General features: G+C 67.6%; 18 protein-coding genes, 4 tRNA genes and 1 riboswitch. Of the genes, 21 read left to right on the top strand and 1 reads right to left on the bottom strand.

Annotated features, from left to right (window positions below; translation table 11 throughout):
* The first annotated feature begins 50 nt into the window (after nt 1–50).
* The 10 genes from cysD to C6P61_RS09135 all read left to right on the top strand — a co-directional run bounded on the left by cysD (nt 51) and on the right by C6P61_RS09135 (nt 9,882).
* Nucleotides 51–959, top strand: a complete 909-nt coding sequence (cysD, locus tag C6P61_RS09180; RefSeq protein WP_105729632.1) for a sulfate adenylyltransferase subunit CysD — start codon at nt 51–53, stop codon at nt 957–959.
* 32 nt (nt 960–991) lie between these two features.
* A complete protein-coding gene (locus tag C6P61_RS09175; protein ID WP_105729631.1) occupies nt 992–2,293 on the top strand; it encodes a sulfate adenylyltransferase subunit 1 in 1,302 nt (433 codons plus the stop codon).
* A gap of 145 nt (nt 2,294–2,438) precedes the next feature.
* Nucleotides 2,439–2,768, top strand: coding sequence for a ferredoxin FdxA (gene fdxA, locus C6P61_RS09170; RefSeq protein ID WP_105729630.1), 330 nt, complete (start codon nt 2,439–2,441; stop codon nt 2,766–2,768).
* Nucleotides 2,769–2,780: 12 nt separating this feature from the next.
* Nucleotides 2,781–3,833 carry an NAD(P)/FAD-dependent oxidoreductase gene (locus C6P61_RS09165; RefSeq protein WP_105729629.1) on the top strand — a complete coding sequence of 351 codons (1,053 nt, stop codon included), beginning with the start codon at nt 2,781–2,783 and terminating at the stop codon, nt 3,831–3,833.
* 26 nt (nt 3,834–3,859) lie between these two features.
* Nucleotides 3,860–3,962: riboswitch (TPP riboswitch) on the top strand.
* 55 nt (nt 3,963–4,017) lie between these two features.
* Entirely contained in the window at nt 4,018–5,094 is a 1,077-nt protein-coding gene (locus C6P61_RS09160; RefSeq protein WP_105729628.1) for a LuxE/PaaK family acyltransferase, read from the top strand.
* The gene (locus C6P61_RS09155) at nt 5,091–6,551 is read left to right on the top strand and encodes an acyl-CoA reductase (protein ID WP_105729627.1); all 1,461 of its coding nucleotides are present in this window, start codon (nt 5,091–5,093) and stop codon (nt 6,549–6,551) included. Before C6P61_RS09160 ends, C6P61_RS09155 begins: the two co-directional genes overlap by 4 nt.
* Entirely contained in the window at nt 6,541–7,299 is a 759-nt protein-coding gene (locus C6P61_RS09150) for an ABC transporter ATP-binding protein (protein ID WP_105729626.1), read from the top strand. The genes C6P61_RS09155 and C6P61_RS09150 overlap by 11 nt, the downstream gene beginning before the upstream one ends.
* Entirely contained in the window at nt 7,296–8,036 is a 741-nt protein-coding gene (locus tag C6P61_RS09145; RefSeq protein ID WP_105729625.1) for an ABC transporter permease, read from the top strand. Before C6P61_RS09150 ends, C6P61_RS09145 begins: the two co-directional genes overlap by 4 nt.
* Before the next feature lie 38 nt (nt 8,037–8,074).
* The gene (locus C6P61_RS09140) at nt 8,075–9,112 is read left to right on the top strand and encodes an ABC transporter substrate-binding protein (protein WP_105729624.1); all 1,038 of its coding nucleotides are present in this window, start codon (nt 8,075–8,077) and stop codon (nt 9,110–9,112) included.
* Nucleotides 9,109–9,882 carry an SDR family oxidoreductase gene (locus C6P61_RS09135; RefSeq protein ID WP_105729623.1) on the top strand — a complete coding sequence of 258 codons (774 nt, stop codon included), beginning with the start codon at nt 9,109–9,111 and terminating at the stop codon, nt 9,880–9,882. Before C6P61_RS09140 ends, C6P61_RS09135 begins: the two co-directional genes overlap by 4 nt.
* 14 nt (nt 9,883–9,896) lie before the next feature.
* On the opposite strand, the gene thiD is transcribed toward C6P61_RS09135, so the two are convergent.
* A complete protein-coding gene (gene thiD, locus C6P61_RS09130; RefSeq protein ID WP_105729622.1) occupies nt 9,897–10,751 on the bottom strand; it encodes a bifunctional hydroxymethylpyrimidine kinase/phosphomethylpyrimidine kinase in 855 nt (284 codons plus the stop codon).
* Between the two features lie 61 nt (nt 10,752–10,812).
* Here thiD and thiO point away from each other — a divergent pair, with 61 nt between their 5' ends.
* The 11 genes from thiO to C6P61_RS18055 all read left to right on the top strand — a co-directional run.
* On the top strand, nt 10,813–11,934 hold the full coding sequence (gene thiO, locus C6P61_RS09125; RefSeq protein ID WP_105729621.1) for a glycine oxidase ThiO: 1,122 nt from the start codon (nt 10,813–10,815) through the stop codon (nt 11,932–11,934).
* A gap of 8 nt (nt 11,935–11,942) precedes the next feature.
* The gene (thiS, locus tag C6P61_RS09120) at nt 11,943–12,140 is read left to right on the top strand and encodes a sulfur carrier protein ThiS (RefSeq protein ID WP_105729620.1); all 198 of its coding nucleotides are present in this window, start codon (nt 11,943–11,945) and stop codon (nt 12,138–12,140) included.
* A gap of 50 nt (nt 12,141–12,190) precedes the next feature.
* On the top strand, nt 12,191–12,997 hold the full coding sequence (locus C6P61_RS09115; RefSeq protein WP_105729619.1) for a thiazole synthase: 807 nt from the start codon (nt 12,191–12,193) through the stop codon (nt 12,995–12,997).
* A 7-nt stretch (nt 12,998–13,004) separates the two neighbouring features.
* Nucleotides 13,005–13,925 (top strand): thiamine phosphate synthase, encoded by a 921-nt coding sequence (locus tag C6P61_RS09110; protein WP_105729618.1) that lies wholly within the window; start codon nt 13,005–13,007, stop codon nt 13,923–13,925.
* A gap of 46 nt (nt 13,926–13,971) precedes the next feature.
* Nucleotides 13,972–14,047 (top strand) — tRNA-Asn (locus tag C6P61_RS09105).
* Between the two features lie 47 nt (nt 14,048–14,094).
* Nucleotides 14,095–14,170 (top strand) — tRNA-Asn (locus C6P61_RS09100).
* 9 nt (nt 14,171–14,179) lie between these two features.
* Nucleotides 14,180–14,255, top strand: a tRNA-Gly gene (locus C6P61_RS09095).
* 410 nt (nt 14,256–14,665) lie between these two features.
* Nucleotides 14,666–15,001, top strand: coding sequence for a hypothetical protein (locus tag C6P61_RS09090; protein WP_146115013.1), 336 nt, complete (start codon nt 14,666–14,668; stop codon nt 14,999–15,001).
* A gap of 92 nt (nt 15,002–15,093) precedes the next feature.
* Entirely contained in the window at nt 15,094–16,179 is a 1,086-nt protein-coding gene (locus tag C6P61_RS09085) for an HNH endonuclease (protein WP_105729616.1), read from the top strand.
* Between the two features lie 486 nt (nt 16,180–16,665).
* Nucleotides 16,666–16,741: transfer RNA gene (locus C6P61_RS09080), tRNA-Gly, on the top strand.
* A 4-nt stretch (nt 16,742–16,745) separates the two neighbouring features.
* A partial coding sequence (locus C6P61_RS18055) for a hypothetical protein (protein WP_211296954.1) occupies nt 16,746–16,948 on the top strand: 203 nt, incomplete at its 3' end.

Below are 16,948 nucleotides of genomic sequence, written 5' to 3'. Positions count from 1 at the left end.
AACTCGGGGACAGACCTTCAGCTCTGTCCTCGGCTGACTAAGAAACCAACATGAGCCACCAACTCAACAATTCGCACCTCGACGCGCTGGAAGAAGAAACCATCTTCATCCTGCGCGAGGTTGCCGCCACCTTCGAGCGTCCCGCCATGCTGTTCTCGGGCGGCAAGGACTCGCTCGTGATGCTCAAGTGCGCCGAGAAGGCGTTCGGCATCGGCCGCATCCCGTACCCGCTGCTGATGATCGACACCGGCCACAACTTCAAGGAAGTGACCGATTTCCGCGACTTCCGCGCCCAGGAACTCGGCGCCGAGCTGATCGTGCGCAGCGTGGAGGACTCGATGGCGCGCGGCACCGTGCGCCTCTCCCACCCCGAGGAAAGCCGCAACGCGCACCAGTCGGTCACGCTGCTGGAAGCGATTGAGGAATTCCGCTTCGACGCGCTGATGGGCGGCGCGCGCCGCGACGAGGAAAAGGCGCGCGCCAAGGAGCGCATCTTCAGCCACCGCGACAGCTTCGGCCAGTGGCAGCCCAAGGCGCAGCGGCCTGAGCTGTGGACGCTGTTCAACACCCGGCTGCAGCCCGGCGAGCATTTCCGCGTGTTCCCGATCAGCAACTGGACCGAGATGGACGTCTGGCAGTACATCGAGCGCGAGCAGATCGGCCTGCCCAGCCTCTACTACACGCACCAGCGCGAGATCGTCGAGCGCAAGGGCCTGCTGGTGCCCGTCACGCCGCTGACGCTCCCGAAGGAAGGCGAGCAGGTCGTGCTGCGCGACGTGCGCTTCCGCACCGTGGGCGACATCACCTGCACCTGCCCGGTCGCGAGCACCGCCGCCACCCCGGGCGAGATCGTGATCGAGACCCTGGCCGCCGACCTGAGCGAGCGCGGCGCGACCCGGATGGACGACAAGACCAGCGATGCGTCGATGGAAAAGCGCAAGCGCGAAGGCTATTTCTAAGCCCCCGTCAGACCCGCAACGAGACTAGACACATGGACGCACTCAAATTCATCACCTGCGGCTCGGTCGACGACGGCAAGAGCACGCTGATCGGTCGCCTGCTGGTCGACAGCAAGGCCGTGCTGCAGGATCACCTGGCCGGCGTGCAACGCGGCGGCGAGACCGACCTGGCACTGCTGACCGACGGCCTGTCGGCCGAGCGCGAACAGGGCATCACGATCGACGTGGCCTACCGCTACTTCAGCACCGAGGACCGCAAGTTCATCATCGGCGACGCGCCGGGCCACGAGCAGTACACCCGCAACATGGTCACCGCCGCGTCGAGCGCCGACGCCGCCGTGGTGCTGGTCGATTCGATCAAGCTCGACTGGGCCGATGCCGGCCTCAAGCTGCTGCCGCAGACACGCCGCCACTCGCTGCTGTGCAAGCTGCTGCGCGTGCCCAGCATCGTGTTCGCGGTCAACAAGCTCGACGCGGTCGATGATGCCGCACTGGCGTTCCAGAACATCAGCGGCGCACTGCAGGCCTTCGCGGCCGAAGCCGGCATTCCCGTGACCGCCATCGTGCCGGTGTCGGCGCTCAAGGGCTGGAACGTGGTCGACTTCACCAACCCCGGCTGGTGCGGCTACGAAGGTCCGACCCTGCTGCAGATCCTCGAAAAACTGCCCAACACCCCGACCGATGTGCAGGCGCCGGTCGCGCTGCCGGTGCAGTGGGTCGAGAAGCAGCACGACAGCCATGTGACCAGCCAGGGCCGCCGCGTGTTCTGGGGCCGCGTCGCCGCCGGCAGCTTCGCACCGGGCACCGAGGTGCAGGTGTTCCCGAGCGGCCAGAAGGCCGTGGTGGCCCAGGTGCTCGACCATGCCCGCCGCCCCGGTGCCGTGGCAGCCGGTCGCAGCGCCGGCGTCACGCTCGACCGCGAGGTGGATGTCTCGCGCGGCGACTGGATCCTGGCGGCCCCGGTGGCCACCGCCGTGGCCGACGACGACTTCGACACCCCGGCTGCGATCAGTCCCTACCCGGGCCAGAAGGAACTGTCGGCCACCGTCGCCTGGATGGACGACGAGCCCCTGGTCGCCGGTCGCGTGTACTGGGCGCTGCACGGCCACCGCTGGGTCAAGGCCAAGGTCAAGCGCGTGGTGCACAAGCTCGAGATCAACACCCTGGCCGAGGAAGCCGCGGATCGGCTCGACCCCAACGCAATCGGCCATGTCGAGCTGCTGCTGCAGGAAGCGCTGCCGGCGCAGTCGTTTGCCGACTCGCGCGTGCTCGGCGCACTGATCCTGGTCGACACCGCCAGCCACAAGACCTCGGGCGCGGTGCTGGTCAACTGACCGGCTTCTTGTCCTTGATCAAGCGATGAGGCCCGCGAGGCCCTAAAATCGCGGGTCTGAGCAGCGCCGGCCTGCCCTGTCTAGGGGCTGCGCCGGCTTTCTCCATAGATTCACCTCCCAGCGCTGCCGCGGCAGCCCACCCCAAATGACTCACGTTGTTACCGAAGCCTGCATCGCCTGCAAATACACCGACTGTGTGGACGTATGTCCCGTCGACTGCTTCCGCGAAGGCCCGAACTTCCTGACCATCGATCCGGACGAGTGCATCGACTGCGCGGTCTGCATCCCCGAGTGCCCGGTCGGCGCCATCTACGCCGAAGAAGACGTGCCGAAGGACCAGCAGCACATGACCAAGATCAACGCCGAGCTGGCCCTGCTGCCGAACTGGAAGAGCATCACCAAGCGCAAGGCGCCGCTGCCCGACCACGAGCAGTTCAAGGACAAGACCGGCAAGCTGGACCTGCTCCAGCGCTGATCCGGACACCCGATGCCGCTGATGACCGACGCCTTGATCATCGGCGCGGGTCCGGTCGGGCTGTTCCAGGCCTTCCAGCTCGGGCTGCAGGAAATCGCCTGCCAGATCGTCGATGCCCTGCCGCACGTCGGCGGCCAGTGCGTCGAGCTCTACGGCGAGAAGCCGATCTACGACCTGCCGGGCATACCGGTCTGCTCGGGGCGCGAGCTGGCCGAGCGGCTGCAGCAGCAGATCGCACCGTTCAAGGTCCCGCTGCACCTGGGCCAGCAGGTCATGAGCCTGGCGCCCACGGCTGACGGCGGCTGGCAGCTGCAGACCAGCTCTGGCCAGGTGTTCCTGGCGCGCGCGGTCATCATCGCCGCCGGCGTCGGCGCCTTCGTGCCGCGCCGGGTCGCCATCGACGGACTATCGGCCTTCGAGAGCAGCCAGATCCACTACTACCAGACCGATGCGATCAGGCTGCAAGGTCAGCGTGTGATCGTGATGGGTGGCGAGGACGCTGCGCTCGAAACCGCGCTGCAGCTGGCCGACAGCGGGCATTGCGCCAGCGTCACGTTGCTGCACCGCAATAGCAGGTTCAAGGCCGAAGCCGCGCTGGAACAGGCGCTGCAGCAGGCCGTGGCCCGTGGCGTGATCACACTCAAGGTCGGCCAGCCGGTCGGCATCGAGACGGCGGCAGAGGGCAGCCGGCTAGTGGCGCTGCAGATCGCCACCGGCGACGACAGCAGCGAAACGCTGGCCGTCGATGCGCTGCTGCCGCGCCTGGGCCTGAGCCCCAAGCTGGGTCCGATAGCAGACTGGGGGCTGGCCATGGAGCGCAAACTGCTCACAGTCGATCCGGCGACCCAGGCCACCGCCCTGGCTGGCATCCACGCGGTCGGGGATATCTGCCACTATCCTGGAAAGCGCAAGCTGCTGCTGTGCGGCTTCCACGAGGCGACCCTGGCGGCCTTCGCGCTGGCGGCCTATCTGCGCCCCGAGCAGCGCCAGCTGCTGCAGTACACCACCACCAGCCCGCGCCTGCACGAGCTGCTGGGCGTGGCAGGGTCATCGGCCCGGACGTAGAATATTCAGCGTCCTGCTTGCTCAGGACCTGAAGCTGGGGGTGTTGGCATCCATCGGGGCGCCGGCTGAGAAAGTCCCTTTGAACCTGATTGAGGTAATCCTCGCGCAGGGAAGCTGGTCCCGGATCTGCGGTCGCCTTCATGACGCCGCGCCGGGCCTGGCAGCCCCGCTCTCGAAAGCTGCCATGGCAACGACCCACCTGATCCAGGACCTGCTGGACTTCATCGCCTTGCCCGACACGGACGACGCGGCCTTCAATGTCATGGCCCTGCGCCTGTTCGCGCACCAGGTGCGCCACAACCCGGCCTATGCGCGCTTCTGCCAGTCGCGCGGCCGCACCCCGGCCACGGTGCGCCGCTGGCAGGACATCCCGGCGGTGCCGGTCAACGGCTTCAAGCAGCTCACGCTGAGCTGCACCCCGATCCAGGCCTGCGAGCGCGTCTTCATGACCAGCGGCACCACCGGCGGCGACGAGCACAAGGGGCGCCATTACCACCCCGACCTGCGGGTCTATGACGCCTCGATGCGCCGCCACTTTGCCGACTGTGCCGGGCCGACCCCGATCCGCATGGCCATCCTGTTCCCGGACGAGACCGCGCTGCCGAACTCCTCGCTGGCGCATTACCTCGAACTCTGCCGGCAGGACTTCGGTCGACCCGGCAGCGGCCATTACTGGAATCTCGAAGGCATGGATGAGGCCGGCCTGCTGGAATTCCTGCGCGGCGCCCGCCGGGACCAGCAGCCGGTCGCGCTGCTGGGCGCCAGCTACAGCTTCGTGCACCTGATGGATGCACTGGCAGGCCTGAACGAGGACTTCCGGCTGCCGGCGGGCAGCTGGCTGCTCGACACCGGCGGCTTCAAGGGTCGCTCGCGCGAGATCCCGATGGAGCCCTTCTACGCCCAGCTGTCCGAGGTGTTCGGCGTGTCGCGCGAGCGTTGCCTCAACATGTACGGCATGACCGAGCTCAGCACCCAGTGCTACGACCGCGGCAATGCCGTGCTGCCCTCGGTCAAGCGCGGCCCGCACTGGATGCGCACCCGTGCCATCGACCCGCTCACCGGCCAGTCGGTGCCCGACGGCGAGCGCGGCATCCTGGTGCACACCGATCTGGCCAACTGGAACTCAGTGCTCAGCATCCTGACCGAGGATGTCGGCATCGTCGGACCTGACGGCTTCCAGTTGCTGGGACGTGCCGAAGGCGCCGAGGCCAAGGGCTGCTCGCTGGCGGTCGAGTCCTTCGTCCAGGCCGCGCGCGCATGACGCTGGGAGTCTTCCGGGTCGGCCATCTGCCAGGGCTCGATGCCGATCACCTGGTCTGGCGCGAGCTGCCGGCGCCGCAGCTGCCCGCTGGCCATGCCTTCGAGGTGCCGGCGCTGACGCCCGATCAGCTGCAGGCGCTGTGCGATCAGGTGCGCGGGCAGGGACGCCAGGGCCTGCGCGCGCTGCCGGTGCGCGACATCGTGCAGGCGATCGACCGCGTGATCCAGCAGCTGCTCGACCCGGCATCGCCTGAACATCAGTTGCTGCTGCGCTGGCTGCCGCTGAGCACCGGCTTCTCGCCCGAGATGATCCGGGTCAACCTGGGCCCCACGCTGCGGACTTTCCGCGCGCTGCAGCTGCAGCGTTTCCTGGTCGAGGACCTCGGCAATCCGGCGCTGCTCGACGGCTTCGAGCCGCGCGTGACCGGTGGCTGGACCCATGCCGAAGGGCCCGATCTGCTGGCCCATGTCTGGGCCGGCAACGTGCCGGGCCTGCCACTGTGGAGCCTGGTCTGCGGCCTGCTGGCCAAGGCCGGTAACATCGGCAAGGTCTCGGCCGGCGAGCCGGTGTTTGCCACGGTGTTCGCCCAGACGCTGGCCCGGCTGGAGCCGCGCCTGGGCGCCGCCGTCGCGGTGCTGTGGTGGGACCGGCAGGACAGCCAGACCCCGCGCGCCGTCTGGCAACAGGCTGATACCGTGCTGGCCTATGGCGGCGATGCGGCCTTGCGCGACCTGCAGGCGCAGATGCCGCCCGGCGTGCGCTTCCTGCCGCACGGCCACAAGCTGAGCTTTGGTGTCGTCGGCCGCTGCGCGCTCAGCGCGGGCCGTGCGCCAGCCATCGCCCGGCTGGCCGCCGATGACCTGGTCCGGCACGAGCAGCAGGGCTGCTACTCGCCGCAGGTGTTCTACGTCGAGCGCGGCGGCCAGGTCACGCCGCAGGAATTCGCCCAACGGCTGGCGGCCGGGCTGCAGCAGCTGCAAGCCAAATTCCCACGCCCGCAGCCCGGACTGGCGGAAGCGGCGCAGATCGCGCAATGGCGCAGCAGCCTGGAATGGGCGGCATTCGACGACGCCAGCGTGCAACTGCTGGGCCACCCGGAACACAGCTGGAACGTGGTCTACCGCGACCGGCCGACGCCGATCGCGCCCGGCCCGCTGCACCGCTGCGTGCAGGTGGTGGCGCTCGACAGCCTGGACCAGTTGCCGGCCTGTCTGGCGCCGCAGCGGCGCTATCTGCAAAGCGCGGGCCTGGCGCTGGCGCCGGAGCAGCTGCAGGCGCTGGCCGGCCAGCTGGCCGCGGTGGGGGTCACCCGCCTGAGCGCCATCGGCCAGATGGCGCAGCCGGCGCCGGGCTGGCACAACGACGGCCGCCCGAGCCTGCTCGACCTGGTGACGCTGGTCGATCTGGAAGCCTCGGCCGAAGCGCTGGCCGAACGCCTGACTGACTATGAAATCTGAAGCGACGCCCCTGTTGCGCCTTGAGCAGATCGGCTTTGCCTATGCGGACGGGCAGCCGGTGCTGCACGGCATCGACCTGCAGCTGGCGGCCGGGCAATTCCACTGCCTGCTGGGCCGCAGCGGCTGCGGCAAGACCAGCCTGCTCAAGCTCGCCGCCGGCCTGCTGCTGCCGAGCAGCGGCCGGGTGCTGTGGCGCGGCGAACCGGTGCGCGGCCCGCTGCGCGAAGTCGCCTTCGTGTTCCAGCGCCCGACCCTGCTCGACTGGCTCAGCGTGCTCGACAACGTGCTGCTGCCGATTTCGCTAAAGCAGCGCGTGACCCAAGCAGACCGCGAACTGGCCCAGCACTGGCTGCAGCGACTGGGGCTGGCGGAGCAGGCGCAGCGCCGGCCTTCGCAGCTGTCGGGCGGCCAGCAAAGCCGGGTCGCGGTGGCCAGAGCCTGGATGCAGCAGCCCGCGCTGTTGTGCATGGACGAGCCGTTTGCCGCGCTCGACGCGCTGACGCGCGAGGAACTGCAGCAGGACCTGCTGGCGGTCTGCGCCGAACAGGGCAGCACGGTATTGTTCGTAACCCATGACCTGAGCGAAGCGGCCTTCCTGGGCGACCAGGTCAGCCTGCTGGACCGCGGCCGACTGCAGGCCCAGTTGCAGGTTGGCGCCGAACGCCCGCGCAGCGCCGATTGGCGCGACGCGGACAGCTTCCATGCCCAATGCGCCCACCTGCGCCGGCAACTGGAGCGCACGCGATGAAGCGCCTGCTTGATGCTGGCATATCGGCCGCGCTTGGCCTGGGCCTGCTGCTGGCCTGGGAGCTCTCGACTGGCTGGTGGCAGCTGTCGGCGCTGGTGCTGCCGGCGCCGTCGCAGATCGCGCGCGCGCTCGGGCAGGGTTTTGCGACTGGCTACTGGTGGCCGCATCTGGCCCAGACCCTGCTGTCGGTCGGCCTCGGGCTGGCCGCGGGCGCCGCGCTGGGCTTTGGCTGCGGCCTCTTGCTCGGACAAAGCCGGCGCCTGCGCCGCTGGCTCACTCCCTATCTGGTGCTGAGCCAGGTGACGCCGAAGCTGGCGCTGGCGCCGCTGTTCATCGTCTGGTTCGGCTTCGGCCTGCTGCCGACGGTGGTGATGACGGCGCTGATCTGCTTCTTCCCGCTGCTCGAGAACACGCTGAGCGCGCTGGATCAGACCGATGCGCGCCAGCTCGAACTGTTCCGGGCGCTGGGCGCGAGCCGCTGGCAGACCCTGTGGCGGCTGCAGCTGCCAGCCGGCCGCCACACCCTGGCTGCCGGCCTGCGCGTGGCGCTGGTGTTGGCCTGGGTCGGCGCCGTGGTCAGCGAATTCATCAGCGCCAGCCATGGCCTGGGGGCGGTCATCATCGGCGCCCAGGGCTCGATGGACACCGCGCTGATGTTCGCCGCGCTGGCACTGATCGCGGGGCTGGGAATCACTTCCTACGCCCTGCTCGGTGCGCTGGAGCGACGCTGGCATTGACTGACACACACTGGTTTTTCAACCCAAGGAATACTCTGATGCACAAGCTTTCACGACGCGATCTGGCCCAAGGTCTGGCACGTTATCTGGCCGTGGGCGGACTGGTCAGCGGCTTCGGCCCGCTGGGCGACCTGGTCAACCTGGCGCAGGCCCAGGGCCAGCCGCTCGACAAGGTGGTGCTGGCCGGCTGGAGCAAGCCGATCTCGGAGATCACGAATCTGCTGGTCGAAGCCGACAAGGGCTTCTTCCGCGCCCAGGGCATCGAATTCAGCTATCTGCCGGGCGCCGGCGGCGGCGACGCGCTGCGCAACCTGTTGAGCGGCCAGGCCGATGTCGCCTTCACCGATCCGGGCTCGCTGTTTGCCGCGCTCGACAAGGGCGAAAAGCTGCGCGCGATCTACGACGTCTATCCGCAGAACGTCTTCAACGTGGTGTCGCTCAAGTCGCGCGGCATCACCAAGCCGGCTGACCTCAAGGGCAAGCGCGTCGGCGTCTACAGCCTGTCGAGTGGCACGCGGCAGAACCTGCAGGTGCTGCTGCATTCGGCAGGACTGAGCGAAGCCGACATCACGCTGGTGCCCACCGGGCTGCTGAACTTCGCACCGCTGATGCAGGGCCAGGTCGATGCCACCGCCGCCACCGACACCGGCCTGCTGGTGGGACGCCAGCGCGGCCTGGGCGAGGTCAACGTGATGGAAGTGCGCCAGCAGCTCAACCTCAGCAGCGACCTGCTGGTGGTGCGCGAGGACACCTACCAGCAGCAAAAGGCGCTGCTGCGCCGCTTCCTGACGGGTTTTCGCGACAGCGCGCAATGGATGATGCGCACCCCCGAGGAAGCCGCCCGCCTGGCGACCCGCGTCGCCATTGACGGCCAGAACGAGGCTATCAACCTGGAAGTGATCAAGCTGCGCAATGCGTCGAGCATCTCGGCGCTGACGCAAAAGAAGGGCCTGGGCAGCCTCGACAGCGCCATGCTGCAGCGCGGGCTGCAGGTCTACCGCGAGCTGGGCGTGCTGTCGCGCGAGATCGCGGTGTCCAGCATCGTCGGAGCCGACCTGCTGCCGATCAAGCCATGAAGCGGGCGTTCGAGCAGCAGGTGGTGCTGGTGACCGGCGCCAGCCGGGGCATCGGCGCCGCGATCGCCGAGGCCTTCGCGCGCGAAGGCGCGATGGTGGTGGTCAACTACCGCGAGCGTGCCGATGCCGCGCGCGAAGTGGTGGCGCGCTGCGAGTCGCACGGTGTGCCGGCCTGGGCGATTGCCGCCGATGTGCGCGACCCCGCCGCCGTGCGCGCCATGGTCGACGAGGTGCTGGCGCTGACCGGACGCATCGATGTGCTGGTCAACAACGCCTTCGCGCCGTATCGCTTCGACCCGGAAACCCGCGCCCGCTTCTGGGAAACCCCCTGGGACGCCTACCAGAGCCAGTTCGACGGCGCGGTCCAGGCCAGCTATCAGCTGTGCCAGGCCGTGCTGCCGGCCATGCGCCAGCGGCTGCAGGGCAGCATCGTCAACCTCGTGACCGACCTGGTGCAGCAGCCCAGCCTGCCCTACCACGACTACGCCACGGCCAAGGCGGCGCTGATGGGCTTCAGCCGCCAGCTCGCCAGCGAGCTCGGCAGCCTGGGCATCCGGGTCAACTGCGTGGCACCCGGACTGGTCAGCCCGACCGAGTCCAGCCGCGCCACTCGCGAGGCGGTCAAGGAGCAGATCATCGCGCGCACCCCGCTGGGCCGCATCGCCACGCCGGAGGACGTGACCGGCCCGGTGCTGTTCCTGGCCTCGGACTGGAGCCGCTTCATGACCGGCCAGACCCTGATCGTCGACGGCGGCCTGGTGATGTCATGAAGCGACAGCGCGACTCAGTCCTGTGCGCGCAGCAGCCGCATCGGCAGCGGGGCATAGCCGTGGTTCAGCGGTCCATGGCCCTGGCCGGTGCGCACCTGGGCGCCAGCGGCGATCGCGCCACGGATATAGGCATGCGCCGCCTGGACGGCCTCGGCCAGCTCCAGGCCCAGCGCCAAGTGGGCAGCAATCGCCGAGGACAGGGTGCAGCCGGTGCCATGCGAGTTGCGGGTGGCGATGCGCGGACCGCTCAGGCGCAGCCATTGGTCGGCGGGCTGGTCGGCCCGCGCCAGCAGGTCGGTGAGTTGTTCTCCGCCCAGATGGCCGCCCTTGAGCAGAACGCCTTTGGCACCCAGGCCGAGCAGATCAGCGCAGGCGGCGTCGAGGTCGGCCACCTCGCGCACCGGACGGCCCAGCAGCAGCGCGGCCTCGTCCAGGTTGGGCGTGACCAGCGTGGCGCGCGGGAACAGCTCGGACACCAGCGAGGCAATGGTCTCGTGCCGGATCAGCGCGTCGCCACTGGTCGCGACCATCACCGGGTCCAGCACCACCTGCTGCAGCTGGTAGTGATCGATGGCCCAGGCCACCACCTCGACGATCTCGGGCGCGTGCAGCATGCCGATCTTGACCGCATCGACGCCGATGTCCTCGATCACGGCGGCGATCTGCTCCTTCAGGAAGGCGGCCGGCACGCCGTGGATCGCGCGCACGCCGACCGTGTTCTGCGCCGTCAGCGCCGTGATCGCGCTCATGCCGTAGCAGCCCAGCGCGGCGAAGGTCTTGAGATCGGCCTGGATGCCGGCGCCGCCACCGGAATCGCTGCCGGCAATGGTCAGGACGCGTGCGTAATGAAGAGTGGAATCTTGGCTCATCGCAAAATTATCCCGCAGCGCCCGGGCGCTGCCTGTTCTCTGGTCCAGAAGGAGTGTCGCCATGCCTGAATCCGTCCAATCGCAACTGCCCGTGCTGGTGCTCGGCGCCGGCCTGATGGGCCGTCTGCTCGCGCTGTCGCTGGCGCAGGCCGGCCACCCGGTCCGCCTCGTCGATGCCGGCCAGCCCGACGGCAGCGGTGCCGCGGCCTGGGTCGCCGCCGCCATGCTGGCGCCGCTGGCCGAATCCGCCATCACCGAGCCGAGCGTGGTCGCGATGGGCCAGTACGCGCTGACGCGCTGGCCGCAGCTGATCAAAGGCCTCACGCGCCCGGTCTACTTCCAGCGCAACGGCACGCTGATCGTCTGGCACCGCCAGGACGCGCCAGAGGCGCAGCGCTTCTCGGGCCTGCTGGCCCAGACCGGCCGCGCCCTGCCCGAGCTGCCCAAGCCGCGGACGCTGGACGGCCGCGGCTTGGCCGAGCTCGAACCCACGCTGGCGCAGCGCTTCCACCAAGGCCTGTACTTGCCCGAGGAAGGCCAGCTCGACAACCGTCAGCTGCTGGCCGCACTGGTCGATTCACTGGCCGCGCGCGGCATCAGCATCGAATGGAATACCGCGCTGACGCTGGAACAGGCGCAGGACATCCAGTCCGACCAGGGCGGCTGGGTGCTCGACTGCCGCGGCCTGGGCGCGCGCGCCGACTGGCAGGCACCGCAAGCCCTGCGCGGCGTGCGCGGCGAAGTCGTGCGCCTGCACGCGCCCGATGTCACGCTGCAGCGCCCGACCCGGCTGCTGCACCCGCGCTATCCGATCTACATCGCGCCGAAGGAAAACCATGTGTTCGTGATCGGCGCCACCGAGATCGAGAGCGACGACATGAGCCCGGCCAGCGTGCGCTCGACGCTCGAGCTGCTCAGCGCCGCCTACGCGGTCCACCCCGGCTTTGGCGAGGGGCGTATCCTGGAGCTCTGCGCACATTGCCGCCCAACCCTGCCCGACAATCTGCCGGCGGTGCATGAGGTCGCGCCGCGCGTGCTGCAGGTCAACGGCCTGTACCGGCATGGCTTCATGATCTCGCCGGCCATGCTCGACGCCGTGCTCGAATGGATGCAGCAAGGCAGCACCGAACTGGCCGAACAGCTGCAGCTGCGCTTCACCACCCTGGCCGCCACCCCGGCCTGAGCCCCAACATGCAAGTCCTCATCAACAACCAGGTCCACCAGCTGCCCGACCACGCCACCCTGGCCGACGCGGTGCAAGCCATTGCCGCCAGCGGCCCGTTCGCCGCCGCGCTCAACCTGCGCTTCGTGCCGCGCGGCCAGTACGCCCAGACGGCGCTGGCCGAAGGCGACAAGATCGAAATCATCGCCCCCGTGACTGGCGGCTGAGTACCCCCTGCGGCCACAGCCCCGGCCTACCCCAAACCCCGATCAAGACCATGACCACAGCCGCCTCCATCCAAGACCCGCTGGTCCTCTACGGCGAGACCTTCATCAGCCGACTGCTGCTGGGCACCTCGCGCTACCCCTCGCCTGCCGTGCTTGAAGCCGCCGTGGCGCGCAGCCAGCCCTGCATGCTGACCGCCTCGCTGCGGCGCCAGGGTGCCAGCGGCCTCGACGCCAGCCAGGGCTTCTGGCCGCTGCTCAAGAAGATGGGCGTGCCGGTGCTGCCCAACACCGCCGGCTGCCACAGCCTGCAGGAAGCCATCACCACCGCCGAAATGGCGCGCGAGGTGTTCGAGACCGACTGGATCAAGCTCGAGCTGATCGGCGACGACTACACGCTGCAGCCCGACACGCTGAACCTGGTCGAGGCCGCCGAGCGCCTGATCAAGTCCGGCTTCAAGGTGCTGCCCTACAGCACCGACGACCTGGTGCTGTGCCAGCGCCTGGTCGACATCGGCTGCCAGGCCGTCATGCCCTGGGCGGCGCCGATCGGCACCGGCCGCGGCCCGATCAACCCCTATGCGCTGCGCACGCTGCGCGAGCGCCTCGACGTACCGCTGATCGTCGATGCCGGCCTGGGCCTGCCCTCGCACGCCTGCCAGGTGATGGAATGGGGCTATGACGCCGTGCTGCTCAACACCGCGGTCGCGCTAGCGCAGGAACCCGTCACCATGGCCGGCGCCTTTGCCGACGCGGTGCAGGCCGGCCGCAGCGCCTTCCTGGCCGGTGCGATGACCGCGCAGGACGCCGCCCAGCCCAGCACCCCGGTGCTCGGCACCCCCTTCTGGCACCAGCCCTGAGTCCGCCATGAGTACCCCCCTCGAACTGATGCAGCAGATCTTGCGGCACCACGCCGCGCTCGGCCTGGACAGCAACGCCGATCGGCAGGCTGTTCCTGCCGACGCCAGCCCCTACGCGGTCTGCTACGCCGCCGCGCGCCGGCTCGGCTTCATCCCGACCGATGCCGAGGTAGTGGCAAGCGCCTGGCAACGCCAGAGCGAACGCACCGGCCGCTTCGCCACTGAGTGCTGGCCCTGCGACCCGCTGGATTTCGGCATCGCCGAACAACCAGGCCAGGGAGTGGCGGGTCCGGCCTTTGCCCCCTGCCCGCACGAGCTCGGCCTCTACGCGGTGCTGCCCAGCGCCGAATGGGTCGGCCGCATAGCACGCGCCGGCCTGCCGACGGTGCAGCTGCGCTTCAAGTCGCAAGATGGCGCCGCCGTGCGCGCCGAGATCCGCACCGCGGTCGCCGCCGTGCAGGGAACGGCCAGCCTGCTGTTCATCAACGACCACTGGCGCGAAGCCATCGCGGCTGGCGCCTACGGCGTGCACCTGGGCCAGGAAGACCTCGACCAACTGTCGGCGGCCGAACTGGGCGAGATCCGCGACGCCGGCCTGCGGCTGGGACTCAGCACGCACGGCTACGCTGAAATGCTGCGCGCCGACGCGGTCAACCCGAGCTACCTGGCGCTGGGCGCGGTGTTCCCGACCACGCTGAAAGCCATGGTCACGCCGCCGCAGGGCACGGGCCGGCTGCAGGCCTACGCGCGGCTGATGCGCACGCGCAGCCTGGTCGCGATCGGTGGCATCAGCGCCGAACAGCTGCCTGAGATCGCCGCCAGCGGCGTCGGCTCGGTCGCGGTCGTGCGCGCCATCACCGGCGCCGAACAACCCGAGGCCAGCGCCGCCGCGCTGCTGCAGCGCTGGGAGGCACTGCAGAAAATTTGAGCCGCGCTGCAACAACCGCAAAAACCTGGCTATAATTCAAGGCTGTTCCTCGATAGCTCAGTCGGTAGAGCGCCGGACTGTTAATCCGTAGGTCCCTGGTTCGAGCCCAGGTCGAGGAGCCAACAATTTGATACTGATGCCTGTGATGACACCCTCATCACGGGTAGATTCCTCGATAGCTCAGTCGGTAGAGCGCCGGACTGTTAATCCGTAGGTCCCTGGTTCGAGCCCAGGTCGAGGAGCCAGATTCAGATGCGGGATTAGCTCAGTTGGTAGAGCGATACCTTGCCAAGGTATAGGTCGAGAGTTCGAGTCTCTTATCCCGCTCCAATACATGACGCCCGTCGCCCAAAGCGACGGGCGTTTTTGTTTGTCCGTCCCGCACCTTCACGTCGTCCTATTGGCCCTATTCGCGCAGCGTGACGCGGGGGCCATCGTGCGGGTGGTTGCTGGTCACGATCTGGTCTTTTGTCTCCTCCTGGTCCATCCCAGGTCCGCTGCCGGCCAGGGTGGGACATCGCCGTGTGGTATCGCGCCCTTCCCCCGACCAGAAACCGGTCAATGCGGCCTTAGTGGCCTGCTTCGCTGTCCTGATCGGTTCCGCTCCAGCCCCGCCATCCGCCCGGACCAGCGTCACCCGGTCGCTCCGAGCTGTGGCCATCACGCGGCCCCGAATGCCCGGTCCCTGGCAGGTCCGGCAACAGTCCGATATCTCCCTATCGCCTTGCGCCACAACCCCCATGCACTCTCCCACCCTGACGCCTGTGCGGCTCGACTGGCTCCAGGCCGCCGCCATCCTGCCGGGCAAGTCGCTTCACATCGCGCTGCTGCTCTACACCCTGTGCTCGCGCCGTGGCCTGCCTCTCGTGCATATGACGCGCCGGATGCTCGACGGCGTCAGCCGCGACGCCCTCTACGATGGTCTGGTCCGGCTGGAGGAACTGCGCCTGGTCAACGTCAGCCGTTTGCCCGGGCGAGCGCACCAGATCACGCTGCTGGAGCCGGGAACCGATCGGGCCTTGCGCATGGCCGTCGGTCAAGTCGGTGTCAAACCTGGCATGGGGGTGTATAGGTAGATGGTTTGACACCATGAGCTGCACATGGGTGTCGCTGTGAGTATAGTGGCAGCTCGCGCTGAACAGTCGCACGCCAGATCAAGGAGGAAGCCATGACGCAGTCTGCCGAAATAAACGCCGTGCAGCTCCGTGCAGACATCAAAAAAGCCATGGTCGAGCGCCTTGAATGGTTCGATACTCGGTACAAAATCGCCAACATGTTCGCCTTCCGGCCGGACAGCGAGCGCGTCTACCTCGGCGACAAGGCCAAGCAGGTTTGCCGCTACTGCGGGCGGGCCGCGCCGGAGGTCAAGTTCAAGAAGCTCGCCCATGCCATTCCGGACCAAGTGGGCAACGACTGGCTCTTCGATTACGAGGAGTGCGACACCTGCAATGGGGACTTCGCCAAGCGGATCGAAGACGACTTCGGCAAGTGGACGCTGCCTTGGCGGAGCTTGGGCCGCATCAAGGGTAAGGAAGGCGTCCCCTCCATCAAGTCCAACGATAAGAAGTTCCGTATCGACGCTACTGTCGCCTCCACGCCGGCCGAGACGGGCTCGGGCGCCGTGCGCCATGACCTCAAGATCCTCATGGGAGCCAACGATGTCCGCCACGAGCTCGACGAAGCGACCAAGACCGTCAAACTCACGCTCGACCGGCCAGCCTACGTGCCAATGGGCGTCTTCAAATGCTTGGTGAAAATGGCAATTGCGGTGATGCCTCCCGACGTGGAGTATCGGTGCGCTCACTTGAAGAAGTGGATTCTTCTGCCGACCCACACGTTTGAGAGCTATCCCTACCGGCCGCTCAGCATCCTCTACCAATTCGCGCCAGGCCCAGTGCCCAACGACGGGGTAGCCTGCTGGCTGCTACGGCGCAAGCTGGGGAGCCCCGACGATTGCCTCTACATTCAGTTCATCTTGCAGCTCAGCAATCACGTCTTCCAAATCGCGCTGCCCATGCACATTGAAGATCGCAAACAGCTCGAGGTGGGAAAGTTCACCACAGCCCTGTGGCCGAACACCTGGGCGAATGTCGAGCATCAACTGCGATACGGCAGGACCGGCCACAAAGACTTCGACATGAGTGGGACCGAGCTCGTTCGCGGCGAGTCCACTCTCATGACCTTCAACTACGACCAGCTCATCGACCAACCCGACATCGTGGCAGTGCCGGACGCAGAGCCCGAGGCTGACTGAGCGGAAGGAGACTCCATGGCTTTCGACTGGGTGGCCATACGCGCCGAAATGATCAAGGTCTACGGCAGAGCGTGTCCGGATAAGTCGTTCTAGTTTTGTGGCGACCAGAGCTAGTTGGGTCGGCCAGGTGAGAATTTTTGAGCAATCCGATCTAGAAGAGGAAAAGCATGGGCGCGCGCTTCGATCTGCCAAGGCATTTGAAACCCGCGCCACCAACCGCATGGAGCGCGTCAACAAGGCGGCTACGACGATCATGAACCGCACTTCAGGCAAATGATCTAGGTGCGGTCGGGAGACCGCGCTAGACTGAGCCATCGCGGGCTACTGGTCACGATCTGGTGACGTGCCATCGGGACAACGCCCTGACCTGAATCGGCCTCCGGCAACGGTTCCCGCCCCGTCATCCAAGCGCAAAGCAGGCCTTCACCCGGACTGTTAATCCGTAGGTCCCTGGTTCGAGCCCAGGTCGAGGAGCCAGATTCAGATGCGGGATTAGCTCAGTTGGTAGAGCGATACCTTGCCAAGGTATAGGTCGAGAGTTCGAGTCTCTTATCCCGCTCCAATACATGACGCCCGTCGCTACCCGCGACGGGCGTTTTTGTTTGTGCGCCGCACTGTTTGATCCCTTCGATCGGCTGGATCCGCGCTACGTGACGCGGGCCATCACCCGACGGGCTTCTGGTCGCACTTTGATCGGTTATCGATTCCTGGTCTATCTAGAGCGTGTTATGAACTTTGTCCGGCGCCAAGGAGCACTACGGCCTTGGGC

The organism is Malikia spinosa (assembly GCF_002980625.1).
GTDB lineage: Bacteria > Pseudomonadota > Gammaproteobacteria > Burkholderiales > Burkholderiaceae_C > Malikia > Malikia spinosa.
This window is presented reverse-complemented; position numbering and strand designations above follow the sequence as displayed.